Annotated in this window: 18 protein-coding genes; 8 read left to right on the top strand and 10 right to left on the bottom strand. The window is 40.4% G+C overall.

Translation table 11 applies throughout. From position 1 onward, the window contains the following. Positions 1 to 93 precede the first annotated feature (93 nt). From E0W68_RS06560 to hemA, 5 genes are read right to left on the bottom strand one after another with little or no spacing between them, the layout of a single operon-like run. Positions 94 to 765 carry a uroporphyrinogen-III synthase gene (locus E0W68_RS06560; protein ID WP_135218623.1) on the bottom strand — a complete coding sequence of 224 codons (672 nt, stop codon included), beginning with the start codon at positions 763 to 765 and terminating at the stop codon, positions 94 to 96. 3 nt (positions 766 to 768) lie between these two features. Continuing rightward, positions 769 to 1,473 carry a potassium channel family protein gene (locus E0W68_RS06555; protein WP_135218622.1) on the bottom strand — a complete coding sequence of 235 codons (705 nt, stop codon included), beginning with the start codon at positions 1,471 to 1,473 and terminating at the stop codon, positions 769 to 771. 12 nt (positions 1,474 to 1,485) lie between these two features. Then, complete coding sequence (locus tag E0W68_RS06550) at positions 1,486 to 3,222, bottom strand: TrkH family potassium uptake protein (RefSeq protein ID WP_135218621.1); 1,737 nt, start codon at positions 3,220 to 3,222, stop codon at positions 1,486 to 1,488. Positions 3,223 to 3,230: 8 nt separating this feature from the next. After that, a complete protein-coding gene (hemC, locus tag E0W68_RS06545; RefSeq protein WP_135218620.1) occupies positions 3,231 to 4,184 on the bottom strand; it encodes a hydroxymethylbilane synthase in 954 nt (317 codons plus the stop codon). Then, positions 4,181 to 5,437 (bottom strand): glutamyl-tRNA reductase, encoded by a 1,257-nt coding sequence (gene hemA / locus E0W68_RS06540; protein ID WP_135218619.1) that lies wholly within the window; start codon positions 5,435 to 5,437, stop codon positions 4,181 to 4,183. The genes hemC and hemA overlap by 4 nt, the downstream gene beginning before the upstream one ends. 228 nt (positions 5,438 to 5,665) lie before the next feature. Here hemA and E0W68_RS06535 point away from each other — a divergent pair, with 228 nt between their 5' ends. The 6 genes from E0W68_RS06535 to E0W68_RS06510 all read left to right on the top strand — a co-directional run bounded on the left by E0W68_RS06535 (position 5,666) and on the right by E0W68_RS06510 (position 11,883). Continuing rightward, complete coding sequence (locus tag E0W68_RS06535; RefSeq protein ID WP_135218618.1) at positions 5,666 to 6,538, top strand: helix-turn-helix transcriptional regulator; 873 nt, start codon at positions 5,666 to 5,668, stop codon at positions 6,536 to 6,538. 96 nt (positions 6,539 to 6,634) lie between these two features. Then, positions 6,635 to 7,666: a ferrochelatase gene (gene hemH / locus E0W68_RS06530; RefSeq protein ID WP_135218617.1), complete on the top strand. Its 1,032-nt coding sequence runs from the start codon at positions 6,635 to 6,637 to the stop codon at positions 7,664 to 7,666. Further along, positions 7,666 to 9,006, top strand: coding sequence for an MATE family efflux transporter (locus E0W68_RS06525; protein WP_192824554.1), 1,341 nt, complete (start codon positions 7,666 to 7,668; stop codon positions 9,004 to 9,006). Before hemH ends, E0W68_RS06525 begins: the two co-directional genes overlap by 1 nt. Continuing rightward, positions 9,006 to 9,563, top strand: coding sequence for a CopD family protein (locus tag E0W68_RS06520; protein ID WP_135218615.1), 558 nt, complete (start codon positions 9,006 to 9,008; stop codon positions 9,561 to 9,563). The genes E0W68_RS06525 and E0W68_RS06520 overlap by 1 nt, the downstream gene beginning before the upstream one ends. A 4-nt stretch (positions 9,564 to 9,567) precedes the next feature. After that, positions 9,568 to 11,079 (top strand): sensor histidine kinase, encoded by a 1,512-nt coding sequence (locus tag E0W68_RS06515; protein ID WP_162845813.1) that lies wholly within the window; start codon positions 9,568 to 9,570, stop codon positions 11,077 to 11,079. Between the two features lie 21 nt (positions 11,080 to 11,100). After that, a complete protein-coding gene (locus E0W68_RS06510; RefSeq protein ID WP_135218614.1) occupies positions 11,101 to 11,883 on the top strand; it encodes an enoyl-CoA hydratase/isomerase family protein in 783 nt (260 codons plus the stop codon). A 46-nt stretch (positions 11,884 to 11,929) separates the two neighbouring features. Here E0W68_RS06510 and E0W68_RS06505 read toward each other — a convergent pair whose 3' ends face one another. From E0W68_RS06505 to E0W68_RS06485, 5 genes are all read right to left on the bottom strand, one after another. Continuing rightward, positions 11,930 to 12,583: an HD domain-containing protein gene (locus E0W68_RS06505; RefSeq protein WP_135218613.1), complete on the bottom strand. Its 654-nt coding sequence runs from the start codon at positions 12,581 to 12,583 to the stop codon at positions 11,930 to 11,932. Positions 12,584 to 12,656: 73 nt separating this feature from the next. Continuing rightward, positions 12,657 to 13,652, bottom strand: a complete 996-nt coding sequence (locus E0W68_RS06500; RefSeq protein ID WP_135218612.1) for an acyl-ACP desaturase — start codon at positions 13,650 to 13,652, stop codon at positions 12,657 to 12,659. Positions 13,653 to 13,656: 4 nt separating this feature from the next. Continuing rightward, positions 13,657 to 14,391 (bottom strand): lysophospholipid acyltransferase family protein, encoded by a 735-nt coding sequence (locus E0W68_RS06495; protein WP_135218611.1) that lies wholly within the window; start codon positions 14,389 to 14,391, stop codon positions 13,657 to 13,659. Between the two features lie 139 nt (positions 14,392 to 14,530). Further along, positions 14,531 to 14,941: a BrxA/BrxB family bacilliredoxin gene (locus E0W68_RS06490; protein WP_135218610.1), complete on the bottom strand. Its 411-nt coding sequence runs from the start codon at positions 14,939 to 14,941 to the stop codon at positions 14,531 to 14,533. 67 nt (positions 14,942 to 15,008) lie between these two features. Continuing rightward, positions 15,009 to 16,145: a lycopene cyclase family protein gene (locus E0W68_RS06485; protein WP_135218609.1), complete on the bottom strand. Its 1,137-nt coding sequence runs from the start codon at positions 16,143 to 16,145 to the stop codon at positions 15,009 to 15,011. 129 nt (positions 16,146 to 16,274) lie between these two features. Between E0W68_RS06485 and E0W68_RS06480 the strand changes: the two genes are divergently transcribed. Then, on the top strand, positions 16,275 to 16,928 hold the full coding sequence (locus tag E0W68_RS06480) for a metal-dependent transcriptional regulator (RefSeq protein WP_135218608.1): 654 nt from the start codon (positions 16,275 to 16,277) through the stop codon (positions 16,926 to 16,928). Between the two features lie 4 nt (positions 16,929 to 16,932). Continuing rightward, positions 16,933 to 17,757, top strand: coding sequence for a ZIP family metal transporter (locus tag E0W68_RS06475; protein WP_135218607.1), 825 nt, complete (start codon positions 16,933 to 16,935; stop codon positions 17,755 to 17,757). Positions 17,758 to 17,781: the final 24 nt, after the last annotated feature.

Genomic DNA, 17,781 nt, shown 5'->3' with positions numbered 1-17,781 from the left:
TTGTGTTTAGTTTATTTAACCACAATGTTCACTAAATTTTTCACGAGGTTCATAAGCGTTGTATCCATTGTGTACACTTTGTGTGCTTTGTGGTTAATAATTCTTATAATAATTAATACACTGTATTATAACATTCTCTATACTGGGCTTGTTTGCCACAATTATATTTTCGGTTACATTTTGTAAAGCCTGCGCGGTGGTTGTACCAATGCAAAAGCAGACTTGGTTTGTAATGTTGTTTTCCTTTAAATAGCTTACTACTCCGCTTGGGCTAAAAAATAATAACCCATCTACAGGCGATGTAATTTTATGGGGCGTAAGCACCGTTTCATAAACCTCAATTTCATTAAATACTATCCCTGCTTTTTTCAATGCTTCGGGCAGGGTATCACGCCGTATATTGCCCGATAAAAACGTAAAATTTTCGTTGGCAAAGTCCTGTATTATTATCGCTGAAAGCTCCTCTGCGTAGTCTGAAAAGGCGATTACATTATAACCTTCGCTTACAATTCCATCACGCGTTTTTTGTCCTACGCAAAATATTTTTCTATCTTTATAACGGTCACTTTCGTTGTTTTCCAAAAACGCTTTAAATCCGTTTTGACTGGTAAATATAAGGTTGCCTTTAATGCCCTCTGCCTTAAATGGTTTGTATCGAATACCTATAAAATCGGCTTCGGTTACTGATAGTCCTGCATTAAGCAGGTATTGCCGTTGGTTAGGTTGCAGCTTTTTGGTAGCCAATATGCGCGCAGACCTTTCCATTTCCTAACGTTTTGTTTTTTGCTGGTAACGATTACAAAACTTACCAATGTCTTTATTAAGCCCGAAAACCACCAGCAGGTCATCTTCCATAACAACACTGTCTTTAGTTACAAAACCTTCTGACTGATCTACCTGACTGGTAGTGCCTATAATAGATTTTCGTAGTTGCTTGCGGATTATAGTAACGATATGCAGGTTATAGGTTTGCCTGAAAGCCAGTTCTTCCAGTGTTTTTCCTGCAAATTCGGGTAAAGCCTTAATTTCGGATATACTGTAATTTTTATCGATGCTGAAATTATCTACAATACCTTTCAGGTTTATTTTTTTGGCAAGCCTGTCGGCAAAATCCTGTTCGGGGTGAATAATGGTTTCTATACCCATTGCATTCAGCACCGTATCGTGTATTGGGGAGAGCGATCGCCCTATAATACGAGCGGTTGACAGCTTTTTTATTATAGCCGTGGTAATAATGGCTGCCCCTTCATTTTCTCCAATGGCAATAACGGCAAGGTCGGCATCCTTTACAGGCAGTGCCTGATAAGCCATTTCGTTAGTAGCATCCATACATATCGCGTGCGATATTTGGTGCTTTACCATATTAACCTTGTTCATATTATTATCAATACCAATAACCTCATTTCCGGTTTCTGTCAGATTTACTGCCAATGACATCCCGAAATTTCCTAACCCGAATATGATAATCTTCATACTTTCAATTTTTTAGTTTATCATTATGTTTTCTTCCGGATACTCATAGCTGTGTGCCTCTATGGTTTTCAGCATACCTATCAGTAAGTTGAGTAAACCTATCCTTCCTAAAAACATTACTGCTATCAAAACATATTTACTGCCTATACTAAGGCTTGCCGTTATACCGAGGCTAAGTCCTACGGTACTGAATGCCGAGAACACCTCGAAAGCGACCTGTATAAGCGAAAAATCTTTTTCAAAAAACAACAGCATTAAAACGCCCATACCTATAACCATAAGCGAGATGCATATAATGGCAAAAGCGCGTTTTACGGATTGATTGTTTATCTTTCTGCCCCTCAGCTCTATATGCTCCTTACCGCGTGCTATGGCAAGTATGTTGAGTGTAGCCAATGCAAAGGTACTGGTTTTTATACCACCTCCGGTAGAGCCGGGTGATGCCCCTATCCACATAAGGAATATTACAAAAAGTATTGCGGGCATGGAGAGTGATGCAAAATCGAAGGTATTGAACCCTGCCGTTCTGGCTGTAACCGATGTAAACGCCGCCGATGTAACTTTGCCAAAAAATGTTTCATTACTAAAAGTAGTATTCTGCTCTGTAAAAAAGAAGAACACGCTACCCAACGTAAGTAATATTGCTGTGGTAATAATAACAATACGGGAGTTGAGTGTGAGTATGCGTACAGGTGCTTGGAAACGCATATTCGATATACTGTTAACAATAAAATGTTTTATATAAAGCAGGAAGTTGAAAACAATATTATAACCAAGACCGCCAAAGATGATGAGGTGCATTATAACCCACTGAAAAGCATAGGCGTTTTGTACCGAAGGGTCGGCTAACCCTGCGGAAAAGGTAGAAAACCCGGCATTACAAAATGCGGATATGGAATGGAATATGGAGAAAAACGCTTTATTTTCTATACTCGGAATATCAGCGATAAAGGAGTATATGAGCAATGCTCCCGCAATTTCGATACCTACGGTAAAGGCTACTACCCGCATGGCAAAACGCATTACATTTTGCAGGTTGTCGCTATCTACAAAGCTGCTCACATTCATACCTTCCCTAAAAGTAGTTCCCTGCTTAAAGAAAAACGAAAAGAATGAGGTAAAGGTAAGCATACCAATGCCCCCCAGTTGTATGAGGCACAATATTACCGTTTTGCCCATAAAGGTAAAATCGGTAGCGGTATCTACTACAATAAGCCCTGTAACGCAAACTGCGCTAATGGCTGTAAACAGTGCATCGGTAAAGCTTATGCCGTGTGTTGTGGCATTGGGCAGCATTAATAAAAAAGCGCCTATAAGACCCATAATGGCAAAACTGCCAACAAACAATATGGTAGGGTTATAGTACAATGCATATAGTTTACGGATAAGGCTTGTGAGGCGCAGGAAAAAATAAAGAATAAGCCCTGTATCAATAATAAGGTTGGCGTTATACAATCGCTCATATTCTCCGCTGAATAAAAAGGTTACAGATGCGGTTATCAGGGTTAGTGCCAATATGAGCACGTTTGCCTTCAGCATTTTTTTCAGCGTCAGGTTTTGCGTATAAAAAAAACGGATAACATTGAATGCTATAAGCCCAACTATGAGTCCTACAAAGTATAGTGTTTTATGATCAAGTACTTCGGAGATAAGATTTTTGAAGCCAAAATCGAACACCAAAAAGGTAATGAGTAAGACATCTACAAAGCCGTAGATTTTAGATAATACATTCGAAATATTTTTAAACATCTCCTAACTTACTTTTTATTGAGTTTCGCACGGATGTCCTGCATTAAAGCCACTCCGCCGTTATCAAGCACTTCCTGTGCGCATTGCGTGCCAAAGGTACTATAATCAGCATCGGCAGCAATGGTTTTTTCTATATGTATTTTTTGTTTACCGTCTATAGATAGCAATATTCCTTCAAAGCGAATTATGTTTTCTTCAAATCGTGCCAGCGCGCCAATGGGTGCAGTACAGCCCCCTTCCAGTTTTTTAAGGAATTGGCGTTCTATAAAGGTGCATGTTTCCGTTTCGGTATGGTTTAGTTTAGCAAGTGCTTCCCGGCAGTAATCATCATTTTCCATAGCTACCACCACCATTGCGCCCTGTGCGGGTGCGGGTATCATCCAGTCAAGTGCCTCCCCAACCCCTCCAAAGGAGGGGCTTTCTATTTGATTGCCCGAAAGAAATCCGAGTCGATCCAATCCGGCAGCGGCAAAAATAGCGCCGCCCCAGTTGCTTTCTTCCAGTTTTTTCAGTCGGGTATTCACGTTACCGCGCAGGTCGGTTACTGTGTGGTGTGGGTATCGGTTCAGCCATTGTGCCTGTCGGCGCAGGCTGCCTGTGGCAATAGTACCCGTTTCATGCAAAAAATTGAGGCTGCCTTTGTGTACCAGTACATCATGGGTATCAGCACGTTCTAAAACGGCTGCCTGTACTATGCCTTTGGGCAATGCAGTGGGTACATCTTTCATGGAGTGTACGGCAATATCTACCTCGCCTTTTATCATTGCCACATCAAGCGTTTTGGTAAATATCCCGGTAATGCCAAACTCATACAGCGGTACATCGAGCACCACATCTCCGGTCGATTTTACAGCTACAATTTCAGTTGCATATCCCAGTGTTTCCAGTTTTGCCTGTACAGTATGTGCCTGCCATAGCGCAAGCTCGCTATCGCGCGTGCCTATTCGTATGGCTTTGTTCATTTTGTAGTATTTTCAATACGGAATACTTTTTCTATCCATTCAATGCTTTCATCTACCATAGTATCCCTGTCTTTCAAGTGGTTTGCAAAATGTGTTGTAATTTTATGAATAATCCTCTGGCTGATTATCTCTGCCTGTTCTTCATCAAAATTACTTAATTTTTTGCGCTGAAAGTTTAATTCGGAGTCTTTTATTGTGTTAAGCTTTTCTTTTAGCGCATGAATGGTAGGGGCAAATTTTCGGGCATTTACCCAACTAATGAAGTCTTCTTCGGTTTCGGCAATAATAGCTTCGGCAGCAGGAATATGTTTTTTTCGTTTTTCCAGCGTGTCGTCGGTTATTTTAGAGAGGTCGTCCAAATGTACAACCGTTACCCCCTCAAGCTCCCTTACATTATCATGCACATTTTTAGGGATGGACAGGTCTAATATCAGTAAAGGTTTCTTTAATGCCAGTATATCCTTATCTATAGTAGGGGTTTGTGCGCCTGTGGCTACCACCAATACGTCAGATTTTGTTATTTCCAACGGCAGTACATCATAGTCCTTTACCAGCAGGTTAAATTTACCGGCTACCTTTTCTGCCTTATTTTTAGTACGGTTGATGAGGGTAATATGCTCATTCTTGGTATGCTTAACCAAGTTTTCGCACGTGTTGCGCCCTATTTTTCCTGTACCGAAAAGCAGTATGTTTTTGTTTTGAATATCAGCTACATTGTTCATAATGTACTGTACTGATGCAAAGGATACCGATGTTGCTCCTGAGCTAAGCTCGGTTTCGTTTTTAATTCTTTTACTGGCTTGTATAGTGCAGTTTATAAGTCTTTCTAAAAAAGTATTGGCAAGTTCCATACTTTTAGATTCTACAAAACCGGTTTTTATCTGGCTGATTATTTCGAAGTCACCCAGTATCTGGCTGTCCAGTCCGGTGCCTACGCGAAGCACATGGTTTACAGCCTCGTTATTTTTATATACAAAAGCCACACGCTGAAATTCTTCTACGGTGCCTTGACTGTTATCGCAAAGTAATTTTATGAGCTGGAAGGGATGTTGGGCAAAGCCGTATATCTCTGTCCGGTTGCAGGTAGATATAACGATAAGGCTGCTTATGCCTTCTTGTTTTGCCTGTTGCAATACCTTGTGTTTGCCTTCGGCATTCAAACTAAACTTTCCCCTCATCTCGGCATCGGCTTTCCTGTAGCTTAACCCTACGGCATAAAAGTACTGATGCTTCGACATGTTATGATTCTCCATATTACTCACTTTCCTAAAAGTGATACAAAATTACCTTTAACATTTTTTTAAAAGTAACGCTACAGGTTCTTTTTATAACGCTGTCGGATATTTTGGCGAAAAAATCCTTTTATAATTATAAATCCTTTAAATTTGCACTAAAATCAATGCCTTACAATCAATTAGTTTAGAACTATTCTAAATAAAACGAATTGAAAACTTAAAAAGGGCATCCAAAAAAATACCGCTATGGGTACTCATGAAGCGATACAGATTGAGGATAATTTTTTTGTTTTACGCTTCCAAAATGATGGTGACGACACCGTACATTTTGAGCGCGAAGTGGGGGTAGATCTTATCCAGTTTCACTTTGGGGTAAAGGGCAGGGCTAAATTTATATTCAATCAGGGGCGTTATGCGCTGGACTTGCGCGAGGAGGTTTCCCTCTTTTTGTACAATCCGCAAAAAGAACTGCCGGTACACCTCGAAATTGCACCCCACTCGTGGGTGTTATCCATATTAATATCCATTAAAAAGTTTCATAGTTTTTTCTCGGAAGAGGCAGATTATATCCCATTCCTGAGTGATGGTAACAAAGACAAAAAGTATTATAAGGAGGATAAAATAAACCCGAGTATGGCTATAGTGCTCAGTCAGTTGTTTCATTTTAACCTGCATCAGTCCATTAAAAAACTGTACTTTAAAGGTAAGGTGTACGAACTGTTGAGCCTTTATTTTAACCGTTCCGAAGACCCGAATGCCGAGCAGTGCCCTTTTTTGATAGATGAGGACAATGTTATAAAAATCCGTAAAGCAAAAGATATTGTTATAGCCAACATGGCAGAGCCACCGGGGCTGCAAGAACTTGCCGACCAAGTGGGTATTAACCTAAAGAAGCTGAAAATGGGCTTTCGCCAAATATATGGTGATAGCGTGTACAGTTTTTTGTTTGATTACAAAATGGAGTATGCCCGTAAGCTTTTAGACAGTGGTTCGTATAACGTGAATGAAGTAGGGCTGCGCATAGGTTACAGCACATCGAGCCATTTTATAGCAGCATTTAAAAAGAAATTTGGCACTACGCCCAAAAAGTATTTGATGAGTATGAATACAAATACTTAAACAAGTCATAAAATTAGGAAACAGCCTGCCTCTCGCACGGTTTTTGAGCAGTAGCAGATAACAAAAAACAACAACCAAGAACAAACAATATAAAACATGAAGGGAGTACTGTTAGTAAACCTGGGCTCACCAAAAAGCCCAACCCCGGAGGATGTAAAACCTTACCTTGATGAGTTCCTGATGGATAAATATGTAATAGATGTTCCTTTCTTGCTGAGGGCATTACTGGTAAGAGGCATCATATTACGCAAAAGACCAAAAGAATCGGCACATGCCTACCAGCAAATATGGTGGGACGAAGGTTCTCCGCTTATCGTTATCAGCGAGAGGATGCATAAAAAAGTAGTTAAAAAAACAACAATGCCGGTATCGCTGGCTATGCGATACGGTCAGCCGTCGATAGAAAAGGGTTTGCAGGAGCTTGCCGATAAAGGCGTGACGGAAGTACTGCTTTTCCCGCTTTATCCGCAGTATGCTATGGCATCTACACTAACGATATTGAAACTTGCAGAGGAAATTCGTGCAAAGAAATTCCCGCACATGACCATTACCGATGTTCCTGCTTTTTATGATAAGCCTGACTATATAAAAGTACTTGCCAATTCGATAAAATCATCGTTAGAAGGTTACGATTACGACCACCTGCTGTTTAGTTATCATGGCATACCGGAACGCCATATCCGTAAAACCGATGTAACCAAATCGCATTGCAAGATTGACGGCTCGTGTTGCGTAACGCCATCTCCGGCACATAAATTTTGCTACCGCCACCAGTGTTACGAAACCACACGGCTGGTAGTAAAAGAACTGGGCATACCCGAAGATAAATATTCGCTAACCTTTCAGTCACGCCTTTCGGGCGATAAATGGTTAGAACCTTATACTGATATCGAAATAAATAAAATGCCCGAAAAAGGCATTAAAAATCTTGCGGTAGTTACTCCGGCTTTCGTTTCCGATTGTCTTGAAACACTCGAAGAGATTGCTATGCGTGCTAAAGAAGATTTTAAAGAGCACGGAGGCGAAAATTTTATGGCAGTACCATGCCTTAACGACAGCGACCCTTGGATAGATGTTGTAGTAAACTGGATAAACGAATGGGCTTATGCTGAAACCCCTGTAGCATAATGTCGGTTTCATCAAAAGACTTAGCAAACAAGAGTATCAACAGCCTGCTTATTAAGCAGGCTGTGCCTGCATCTATAGGGATATTATTCCTTACGGTTAACCTGCTTATAGATACTATTTTTGTGGGTCGCTGGATAGGTTCGCTTGCCATTGCGGCACTATCTGTAGTAATGCCAATTACTTTTTTTATATCCTCTATGGGTATGGCTATCGGTATAGGCGGTAGCTCGGTATTATCACGAGCCTTGGGTAAGGGCAACCATGAAAAAGCGGTTGCTACCTTTGCCCACCAGATTATGATGACTTTTGGAGTTTCATCGTTGTTTGTAATAGCAGGGCTTTTTTTTAGCGATGAAATATTATTTATGTTTGGTGCAAACGGAGCTATTATGGCTCCCGCCAAAGCATTTTTTATGCCCATATTGATTGCAGTGCCGCTTCAGGCATTTTGCATGATGGGCAACACGGTTATACGTGCCGAAGACAAGGCGCGCCATGCCATGATTGCCATGATAGTGGCAGCAATATCAAACATTATTTTGGATATACTTTTTATAAAAGTATTCGGTTGGGGTATTTCGGGTGCGGCAACGGCAACAGCACTTTCCTTTTTGTTTTGCTTTTTATATATCTTTTGGTTTTTTATAAAAAAGAGTGAACTTCGGTTAAAACTAAGCAGCTTTGATTTTCACCCCAAGTTAGTAAAGGAAATCACCTCCTTAAGTTTTGTAACCTTTGCAAGGCAGGGCGTAATAAGTATTCTGGCTATTATACTTAACCATACGCTGTATGCCGAAGGGGGCGAGCAGGCAGTTGCCATATACGGTATCATTAGCCGTATGCTTATGTTTATGCTGTTTCCGGTATTGGGGGTTACTCAGGGCTTTATGCCTATTGCGGGTTACAACTACGGAGCAGGCAATTACATAAGGGTAAAAGAAGCTATTATTACCGCTGTTAAATATGCCACCTATCTTTCTGTAATAATTTTTGCGGTAGTATTTTCCTTTGCAAAGCCCATTACTGCGTTATTTACTACCGATGCAGGGGTAATACAGGACACTCCCGGCGCACTGCGCTGGGTGTTTGCAGCATCGCCCATTATTGCCGTACAGCTTATAGGCGGAGCTTATTTTCAGGCAGCAGGTAAGGCGACTAAAGCGTTACTGTTAACGCTTAGTAAACAAGGTTTTTTCCTGATACCGCTGGTACTTATTTTACCACACTTTTTTGGTATTTTTGGAGTATGGGTAGCATTTCCCGTTTCGGATATATTATCTACATTATTAACAGGATTATTTTTAAGAAAAGAAATGACCGAACAACTTAAAGAAGCCTGATGGAAGAATATTACGACTATATAAAATCATTACACCTGATATTTGTAATAACCTGGTTTGCCGGGTTGTTTTATATTGTGCGACTGTTTGTATATCATATAGAGGCTAACGCTAAACCATCTCCCGAAAAGGAAATATTGATAAAACAATATAAGCTAATGTCCTATAGGTTGTGGTATATCATTACTTGGCCTTCGGCAGTATTGGCAAGCGTGTTTGCCTTTCTTATGCTGTTTGGCACAGCACGTGGCGGAGTATGGCTGCAATTTTCGTGGATGCACGTAAAATTGGGCTTTGTATTTCTGCTGTATCTTTACCATTTAAAATGCCACAGCATATACAAGCAACTGCAACGTGATGAGGTAAAATATTCGACCAATTTTATGCGCTTATGGAATGAAGGCGCTACTATTATACTATTTGCCGTTGTTTTTTTAGTAATTTTAAAAAGTGCCGTAAACTGGGTATTCGGGGTAGTGGGCATTATTGCTTTTTCGATACTGATAATGCTGGGCTTTAAATTTTATAAACGCATAAGGGAAAAGAACAAATCCTGAACGAATGAAGAAACGGTTTAAGATAAGAAGATGGTCGCTGCGGGTAAGAATATTTCTTTCTATGATATTCGTTACGCTGGTTGCCTCTTTGCTTATTGCTGCCGTATCTATTTATCAGTTTAAAAAAGAAGCAAAAGACTACCACCAGGAGCGTGTGGACAGGAAAGAAAAGGCAATAAAAGAGCATATTAACTATATACTTGCTACCACAACCTACCCGCTTTCTACCGAAAATTTATCGCTTATTCTCAGGGAGCGCATCCATGAAATGGCAAACATACACGGTATGGAAATTAACATATACGACCTTAACGGAGAGTTGTTAAAATCATCCAAAGCAGCCTTTGCGGTAGATACTATAAGCCAAAAAATTTCTGATCCCATATTGCGGATTATACGCTCTACCGCCGAGAAGCGTTATGTGGATTTACTTAAAACCGAAGAGGGAAAACGCTATCGCTCTTCCTACAGCTATATTAAAGATACCAAGTTTAAACCGCTGGGCATACTCAACCTGCCTTATATAGAGGACGATGGGTATTACGAAAAGGAGATTAATAATTTTATGATGCGCTTTTTTCAGGTATATTCCTTTATGTTGCTTATTTCTATCGTGATAGCCTATTTTCTTTCGAGCTATATTACCAAATCACTTAAAGCGATAAGCGACAGGATAACCGAAATCCGTTTAAGCACCGTTAATGAAAAAATAAGCCAGCGCGATTCTCCGCAGGAAATAAGCCAACTGGTGAAAGCCTATAACGGACTGGTAGATGACCTTGACGAAAGTGCGGCTAAACTGGCACAAAGTGAGCGCGAACAGGCATGGCGCGAAATGGCAAAGCAAGTGGCGCATGAAATAAAAAATCCGCTCACACCCATGCGGCTTACCGTGCAGAGTTTTCAGCGCAAGTTTGATCCCAACGATCCTGATATCAGGAAAAAACTGGATGAATATTCCACTACGCTCATCCAGCAAATAGACACCATGTCATCGGTAGCATCGGCATTTTCGAGTTTTGCCTCTATGCCTGCGCAGCAAAACGAAACCATAAATATGGTTAAAATAGTACAGCTTGCGCTGGAGATATTTAATGAAAATTATATTGTTTTCAGCAGCGAAGAAAAAGAGATAATAACCCGTATGGACCGCACCCAACTGATACGTATTATTACCAACCTTGTTAAAAATGCTACACAGGCAATACCGGAAAATCATCCCGAACCGCTTATTGAAGTCAGGATATACTGTAAAGATAACCATGCCGTAATAGCGGTAAAAGATAACGGAAAAGGAATAAGTATGGCTAATAAGAACCGTATATTTGAACCTAAGTTTACGACTAAAACCAGTGGTATGGGGCTCGGGCTGGGTATTATTAAAAATATTGTAGAAAACTATAATGGTACTATTACTTTTGAAAGTGAGATAGGGAGGGGTACAACCTTTATAGTCGAGTTTCCTATTATAGCAGCCGATAGCCCCGATAATAAAGAAGGACAAACAACAACATAAACATAAAAACCAATACTGAAAATGAATTACGAAAATATCCTTACGGAAATAGCGGACGGACTTGGACTGATTACCATTAACAGACCAACTAAACTAAATGCGCTTAATAAAGCTACAATTGAAGAATTGCACCATGCTTTTAAAGCACTTAATGACGATGCTGCTGTTAAAGTTATCATTGTAACAGGTAGCGGCGAGAAGGCTTTTGTAGCCGGTGCCGATATCGCTGAATTTGCTAATTTCTCAGTAGAAGAAGGCGGTAAACTGGCAGCAAAAGGGCAGGAATTGTTATTCGATTTTGTACAAAACCTTTCTACACCCGTTATTGCAGCGGTAAACGGTTTTGCATTGGGCGGAGGGTTAGAGCTTGCTATGGCAGCACACTTTCGCGTAGCATCAGATAATGCCAAGATGGGTTTGCCCGAGGTTTCACTTGGCGTAATACCGGGTTATGGCGGTACACAGCGTTTGCCACAGCTTGTAGGCAAAGGGCGTGCTATGGAAATGATTATGACCGCAGGCATGATAAATGCTGAAGAAGCAAAAACGTACGGACTGGTAAACCATGTAGTGCCACAAGCAGAACTATTGGAGTTTTGTAAAGGGATAGCAGGTAAGATTATGAAAAACTCATCGGTAGCCATAGGGCAGGCTATAAAAGCTATAAATGCCAATTATACGGATGGCGTTAACGGTTATGAAACAGAAATAAAAGCCTTTGGCGAATCTTTCGGGACAGAAGATTTTAAAGAAGGGACAACGGCTTTCTTAGAGAAAAGAAAAGCTGAGTTTCCCGGTAAATAAAATGAAAGCCCCTAAAGGGGCTTTTATTTTTAGCTAAAAAAAGACTTTACTTCTCCCCCTCCCATTCTGCATAAAATTGGGACAGGAAGTTTACCATATAGTTGTGCCTGCCCTGTGCTAATGTTTTACCTGTTTGGGTATTCATACGGTCTTTAAGTAAAAGCAGTTTTTCATAAAAATGGTTTATGGTAGGGTTGTCGCTTTTTTTGTACTCCTCTTTCGTCATGTTCATTTGAGGGGCAATATCCGGATTGTATAAAGCCCTGTTTTTAAACCCACCATAGTTAAAGGTTCGGGCTATACCTATGGCACCTATAGCATCGAGCCTGTCGGCATCCTGTACTATTTCCAATTCTATTGAGTTGAATTTCCTTTCAAAATTCCCGCCTTTAAAGGATATATTTTCGATGATGTTTACTACATGCATAATAGTGGCTTCTTCTACATTTTCCTGCTCTAAAAATGTACGTGCTACCTTTGGTCCTACAGTTTCATCGCCGTTATGGAACTTGCTGTCGGCAATATCATGCAATAATGCCCCAAGTTGTACCACGAGTAAATCACAGGCTTCTGTTTCGGCTATTTTTAAAGCATTGTTATACACTCTCTGAATGTGGAACCAGTCATGCCCTCCTTCGGCATTTTCAAGTTGCTGTTTTACAAAATGGATAGTTTTATGGATAAGGGCGGGGTTAGTCATAGTATAAAGTTGAGTGATGCAAAAATAGTTAATACACAAACAAAAAAGCCACCAATAGGCAGCTTTTAGTATCTTATTTTATTAATGCAGGTTGTACCCATTTAAATATGTGTGATTCTTCGGGTATTACTATCCTTTCGGATATTCTTGCCATTCTGTCCGGTAATTTCATCAGGAAATCTCTTGCTTTTTCAGCTTCGGCAGTAAGCCCGTCAATTTTATCTATTTGCCACTTTTCTATAAGCTTGCGCAGTATCTCTACATAATCTTGTGCGGTATATACGCCTATGCGTTGTGCCGAATCGGAAAACTGATCGAAAGCACTGCTTATCTTTTGCCCTGACTCTCTCAAAAAATGGGCGGGCATGGTTATTTTTTGCTTCATCATGTACTGGAAAGCCAGCATCATTTCGCTTGGATCTACTTTAAAAATACGATCTACAAATTCGCTGTAAGCAAGGTGGTGACGCATTTCGTCGCCTGCAATCAGCTTACACATTTTTGAGAGTTTGTTATCGCCGAATTTTTTAGCAATTTGCGATACTCTGTTGTGCGAAACATAAGTGGCAAGTTCCTGAAAACTGGTATATACAAAGTTTTTATACGGGTCACGATCCGTACCAATATCAAAACCATCGTTTATAAGGTGATGCGTAGTCATTTCTACTTCGCGCATATTTACACGCCCTGACAGGTACAGGTATTTGTTAAGCACATCGCCGTGGCGGTTTTCTTCGCCTGTCCAGTTACGCACCCATTTTGCCCACCCGTTACCGCCGTTATCTACCTGGTTAACGCCTTCTACATCCATCAACCACGATTCATACGTAGGCAATGCCTCTTCGGTAATGGTATCGCCCACGAGTACTACCCAAAAATCATAAGGCAGGTCTTTGGCTATTTCTCTCAGTTCTTTTACATCTTCATAAAAAGATTCGCTTTGAGAGTCCGGCAACAAATCTGTTGGTTGCCATATTTTTTCTACCGGCACGAGGTAGCTTTCAACAAAGGAGTCGATGTTTTTTTCCAAAAACTGCATTACCTCCAACCGGATATTTTTTATAGACATATATTTAATTTTTTATTCCTTGTTTTACTTCTCTTTCCGTTCTCGCCATTACTTCTTCAAAAGGAATGTTTTTTATGGCAAATGGTTCTTGTACTGTAATAGTCAGATGGTTGCCTAAACCTAATGGATATTGTCCGAATTTAAACAACTTCCACGAGTTGTTAATGCTTACGGGCACAATGTACGCAGATGGCGCGTATTTACAAAGTATTTTAAGCCCGTTTTCAGAAAACCGTTTGGGTTCTCCTGTCTTGCTCCGCGTTCCTTCGGGGAATATTACTGCCGAGCGTTTGTGTTTTTCAATATACTGAGCCAGTTGCTTTATGGCAGGCAGGGCTTGTTTAGGGTCTTTACGGTCTATAAGCACCGAACCTCCGTGCCTCAAGTTATATGATACGCTGGGTATGCCTTTTCCTAACTCTTTCTTACTGATAAATTTAGGGTGAAACTTACGCATAAACCAGATAATAGGCGGTATATCGTTCATGCTCTGGTGGTTTGCCACTATAATAAGCGGTACGCCTTCGGGTATGGGTGCTGTTTTGGTAAATTTGTAAGTTGTACCTAAAATGTGGGCACTTCTCATTAAAAACCAGTTTAGGATACTAACACTTTTTTTATGTGCGTTGTAGCCAAACGCATTTAAACAAACCCATTGTATTGGGTGGAATATAACCAGCATGAGCAGGAAAACAACATAATATACTGCAGATATAGGATATGATAGTATCTTTTCCATGTAGGGGTTTAAAAATTCGCGTAAAAGTACTACCTTTTTATAAGATACTAAAAATTTTTAATATGCAGGCATATTTAATGATAAACAAAAACCACGCCATGAGCGTGGTTTTCCATATTAGTTGTAAAAAAATCCCAGTTTAGCAAAACTCGTCGTAAGCATCTTTAAGGTTTTCCGCAATCATTTCGGCAGGACGACCTTCTATATGATGGCGCTCCAGCATATGTACCAACTCGCCGTTTTTAAACAAAGCCATACTTGGCGATGACGGAGGGAAAGGGAACATAGATTCTCTGGCTGCATCAACAGCCTCTTTATCTACACCGGCAAAAACGGTAACCAGTTTTGCAGGTTTTTTGTTGTTATCAAGGCTCATTTTTGCGCCCGGGCGTGCATTTCTTGCTGCACATCCGCATACAGAGTTTACTACTACCAGTGTAGTACCTTCGCTGTCAATAGCATTTTTTACCGCATCGGCTGTATATAATTCTTCAAAACCTGCTTCTGAAAGTTCAGCGCGCATGGGTTTTACCAGTTCTTCAGGATACATATCTTTATATATTAAAGTTTAATTTCACAAAGTTACAAAGAAATACTGTTCTAAAAAATATTACGGTTTAAAACAATCGTTGTACCAACGCTTTTATAAAGAGTCCTTTTGGGCATGCCCAAATTACTTTTAAATCTTGTGCAAAAGTGGTTTCTTCATCCAGAAATTTAAATATAAGTTGTGGCGGTGCATTGCGAAACATAGCGGAGAAAATAGTACCGCCCTTCTCATTTTTTTTATACAGAATATCCAACAATAATGAGTCGTAAAACCAAAAACGATTCTTTTGGTGCAATTTGGTAAAGTCAGTTCCCTGTTCAAGAAAAGCGACTAATTCTTCCGATTTTTTAGTTGTGTTTTTAAAGGTGTAGCCCGTACTGGCTTTAGTCCACCCGCCTGCCGAACCGATATGGACAACATTTTTGCTGTTATTTTTCCAAAAGGGATAACACGTCATGGGGATGCTGCCTCTCTCTTTTTCGATAACCTCATAATCGTTACTGTCGAGGTTTTCAAGATATTGATGTATGGCATTTTCATACTCCTGCGTTTCGAGCAAATTATGAGAGAACAGCGTATATTCTACCAAAGCCTCCGTTTCCGAAAAAGGCAGTACATACATAAAGCGGGTATTGCCCTTTTGCGGTACACTAAAATCCATAAATGTAACCGCATCAGCCTCAAAAACAGGTTTTTTAGTTTTTACAAACCACCCGATAAAATGTTGTTGCAATAAAGGGTACTTGCTCTTTGCAGGCAACATAGGGTTGTATATACTGTTAAAGAGTTTGTTGCAGGTATAACTCTCTGTTTCTGTTTTTACCAAAACATGCAACGGAGTATCCGTAAAGTCAATTACTTTTTGTTGTACAAAAGTAATATTGGGTTGCTGCGCAATCATACCCTTTACATAACGGTAAAAATCTGCTCCGCGAATCATTTTATAATGATAGGGGGCAAGCATCATTTTTTTTGTAAAGCTGTTATCAATAAAAAATGCGCTATCCCATTGTTGGTGCGCTATAGCATCCCACTCGCCTGTACCGTTTTCCCAAAAACACCACGTGCGGTCGTTACTTTCTTTAGTGTCAGGATCTATGAGTACTATACTTTTATCGTCAAACTTTCCTGAAACGACCATTCTGTAAACTGTCATTAACGCCGAAAGCCCGGAACCCGTAAAGATATAATGGAAATGTTTCATGTAGCTACTGCTGAAAACCAAAAATAAACAAATAGCGTATAGTATTATAACAATAATATTTAGACTAACCTAAAAAATAGTTTAACCAAATCAAATAATAGCTATATTTGCATATTAATTTAATGATTAATGACGTATTCTGAAGAAAACTACCTTAAAGTTATCTACCACCTTTCCATCGGTTCAAGCAAGGGGATTACCACAAATGCCATTGCTAACGAAATGGAAAGTAAGCCTTCATCGGTTACGGATATGGTACAGAAACTTGCCGAAAAAGGGTTGGTCATCTATAAAAAATATCAAGGAGTATCGCTTACGGATAATGGCAGGTTTACCGCACTTATGATTGTACGCAAGCACCGCTTGTGGGAAGTATTCCTACTGGAAAAACTCGATTTTTCATGGGATGAGGTACATGACGTTGCCGAACAACTGGAGCATATAAAATCGGAAAAACTAACTGATAAGCTGGAAGAATTTCTGGATTTCCCGACCGAAGACCCGCATGGCGACCCGATACCTGACAGGGAAGGAAAGATAAAAAAAGTAGATAAAAAATTACTCTCGGAAGTAGAGGCGGGTAAAAAAGTAATATGTGTGGGAGTAAAAGACAGCTCGCCCGCTTTTTTACAGTACCTCGACAAACAACAGATAGCGCTCGGCTCGGCTATCGATATAATTGCTAAGGAAGATTTTGATATGTCGCTCACGCTGCGTGTTCATGACAGGCAAATGACTGTGTCAAATAAAATAGCCGCTAACCTTTTTGTAAAAACCGTATAAATATATGTTTGACAGCATTGTAGCTTATTTTGAATCGATAGACCCTGTTTTGGCGGCACTGTATGCCACATTATTCACTTGGGGCGTTACTGCACTTGGCGCATCGGCAGTATTCTTTTTTAAAACCATGAACAGAACAGCACTCGACGGTATGCTCGGTTTTACGGGTGGAGTAATGGTAGCTGCCAGTTACTGGAGTTTACTTTCGCCCGCCATAGATATGAGTAGCGGCGAAGGTTTTGCAAAGGTAATGCCTGCCGCTATAGGTTTTATTCTCGGTGCATTATTCTTGTTCGGGTTAGATAAAGCCTTACCCCACCTGCATATTAATTTTAAAGAAAGCGAAAAGGAGGGTATAAAAACCCCTTGGCAACGTACCACGCTGCTAACCCTGGCTATAACCCTGCACAATATACCCGAAGGGCTTGCCGTAGGGGTACTGTTTGGTGGTGTAGCTGCCGGAATACCGGAAGCCTCGATAGCTGCTGCTTTAACATTGGCGATAGGTATAGGCATCCAGAATTTTCCCGAAGGTATTGCAGTATCCATGCCATTACGCCGTATGGGTATGAGTCGTCGTAAAAGTTTTATGTACGGGCAGGCATCTGCACTTGTAGAGCCTATTGCGGGTGTGTTAGGTGCCATAGCAGTTACATTTTTTACCCCTGTATTGCCTTATGCATTAGCCTTTGCAGCGGGTGCCATGATATTTGTAGTGGTAGAGGAAGTAATACCCGAAACGCAACAGGACAAAAATACGGATATTGCTACGCTGGGCTTTATTGGAGGATTCGTAGTGATGATGATGCTGGACGTTGCATTGGGCTAAGCAGCCTTCCTTTTTATGATTTTA

This window comes from Flavobacterium salilacus subsp. salilacus (genome assembly GCF_004634195.1).
Classification (GTDB): domain Bacteria; phylum Bacteroidota; class Bacteroidia; order Flavobacteriales; family Flavobacteriaceae; genus Flavobacterium; species Flavobacterium salilacus.
The sequence above is the reverse complement of the archived record's forward strand: the minus strand, read 5'-3'. Positions and strand labels throughout refer to the sequence as shown.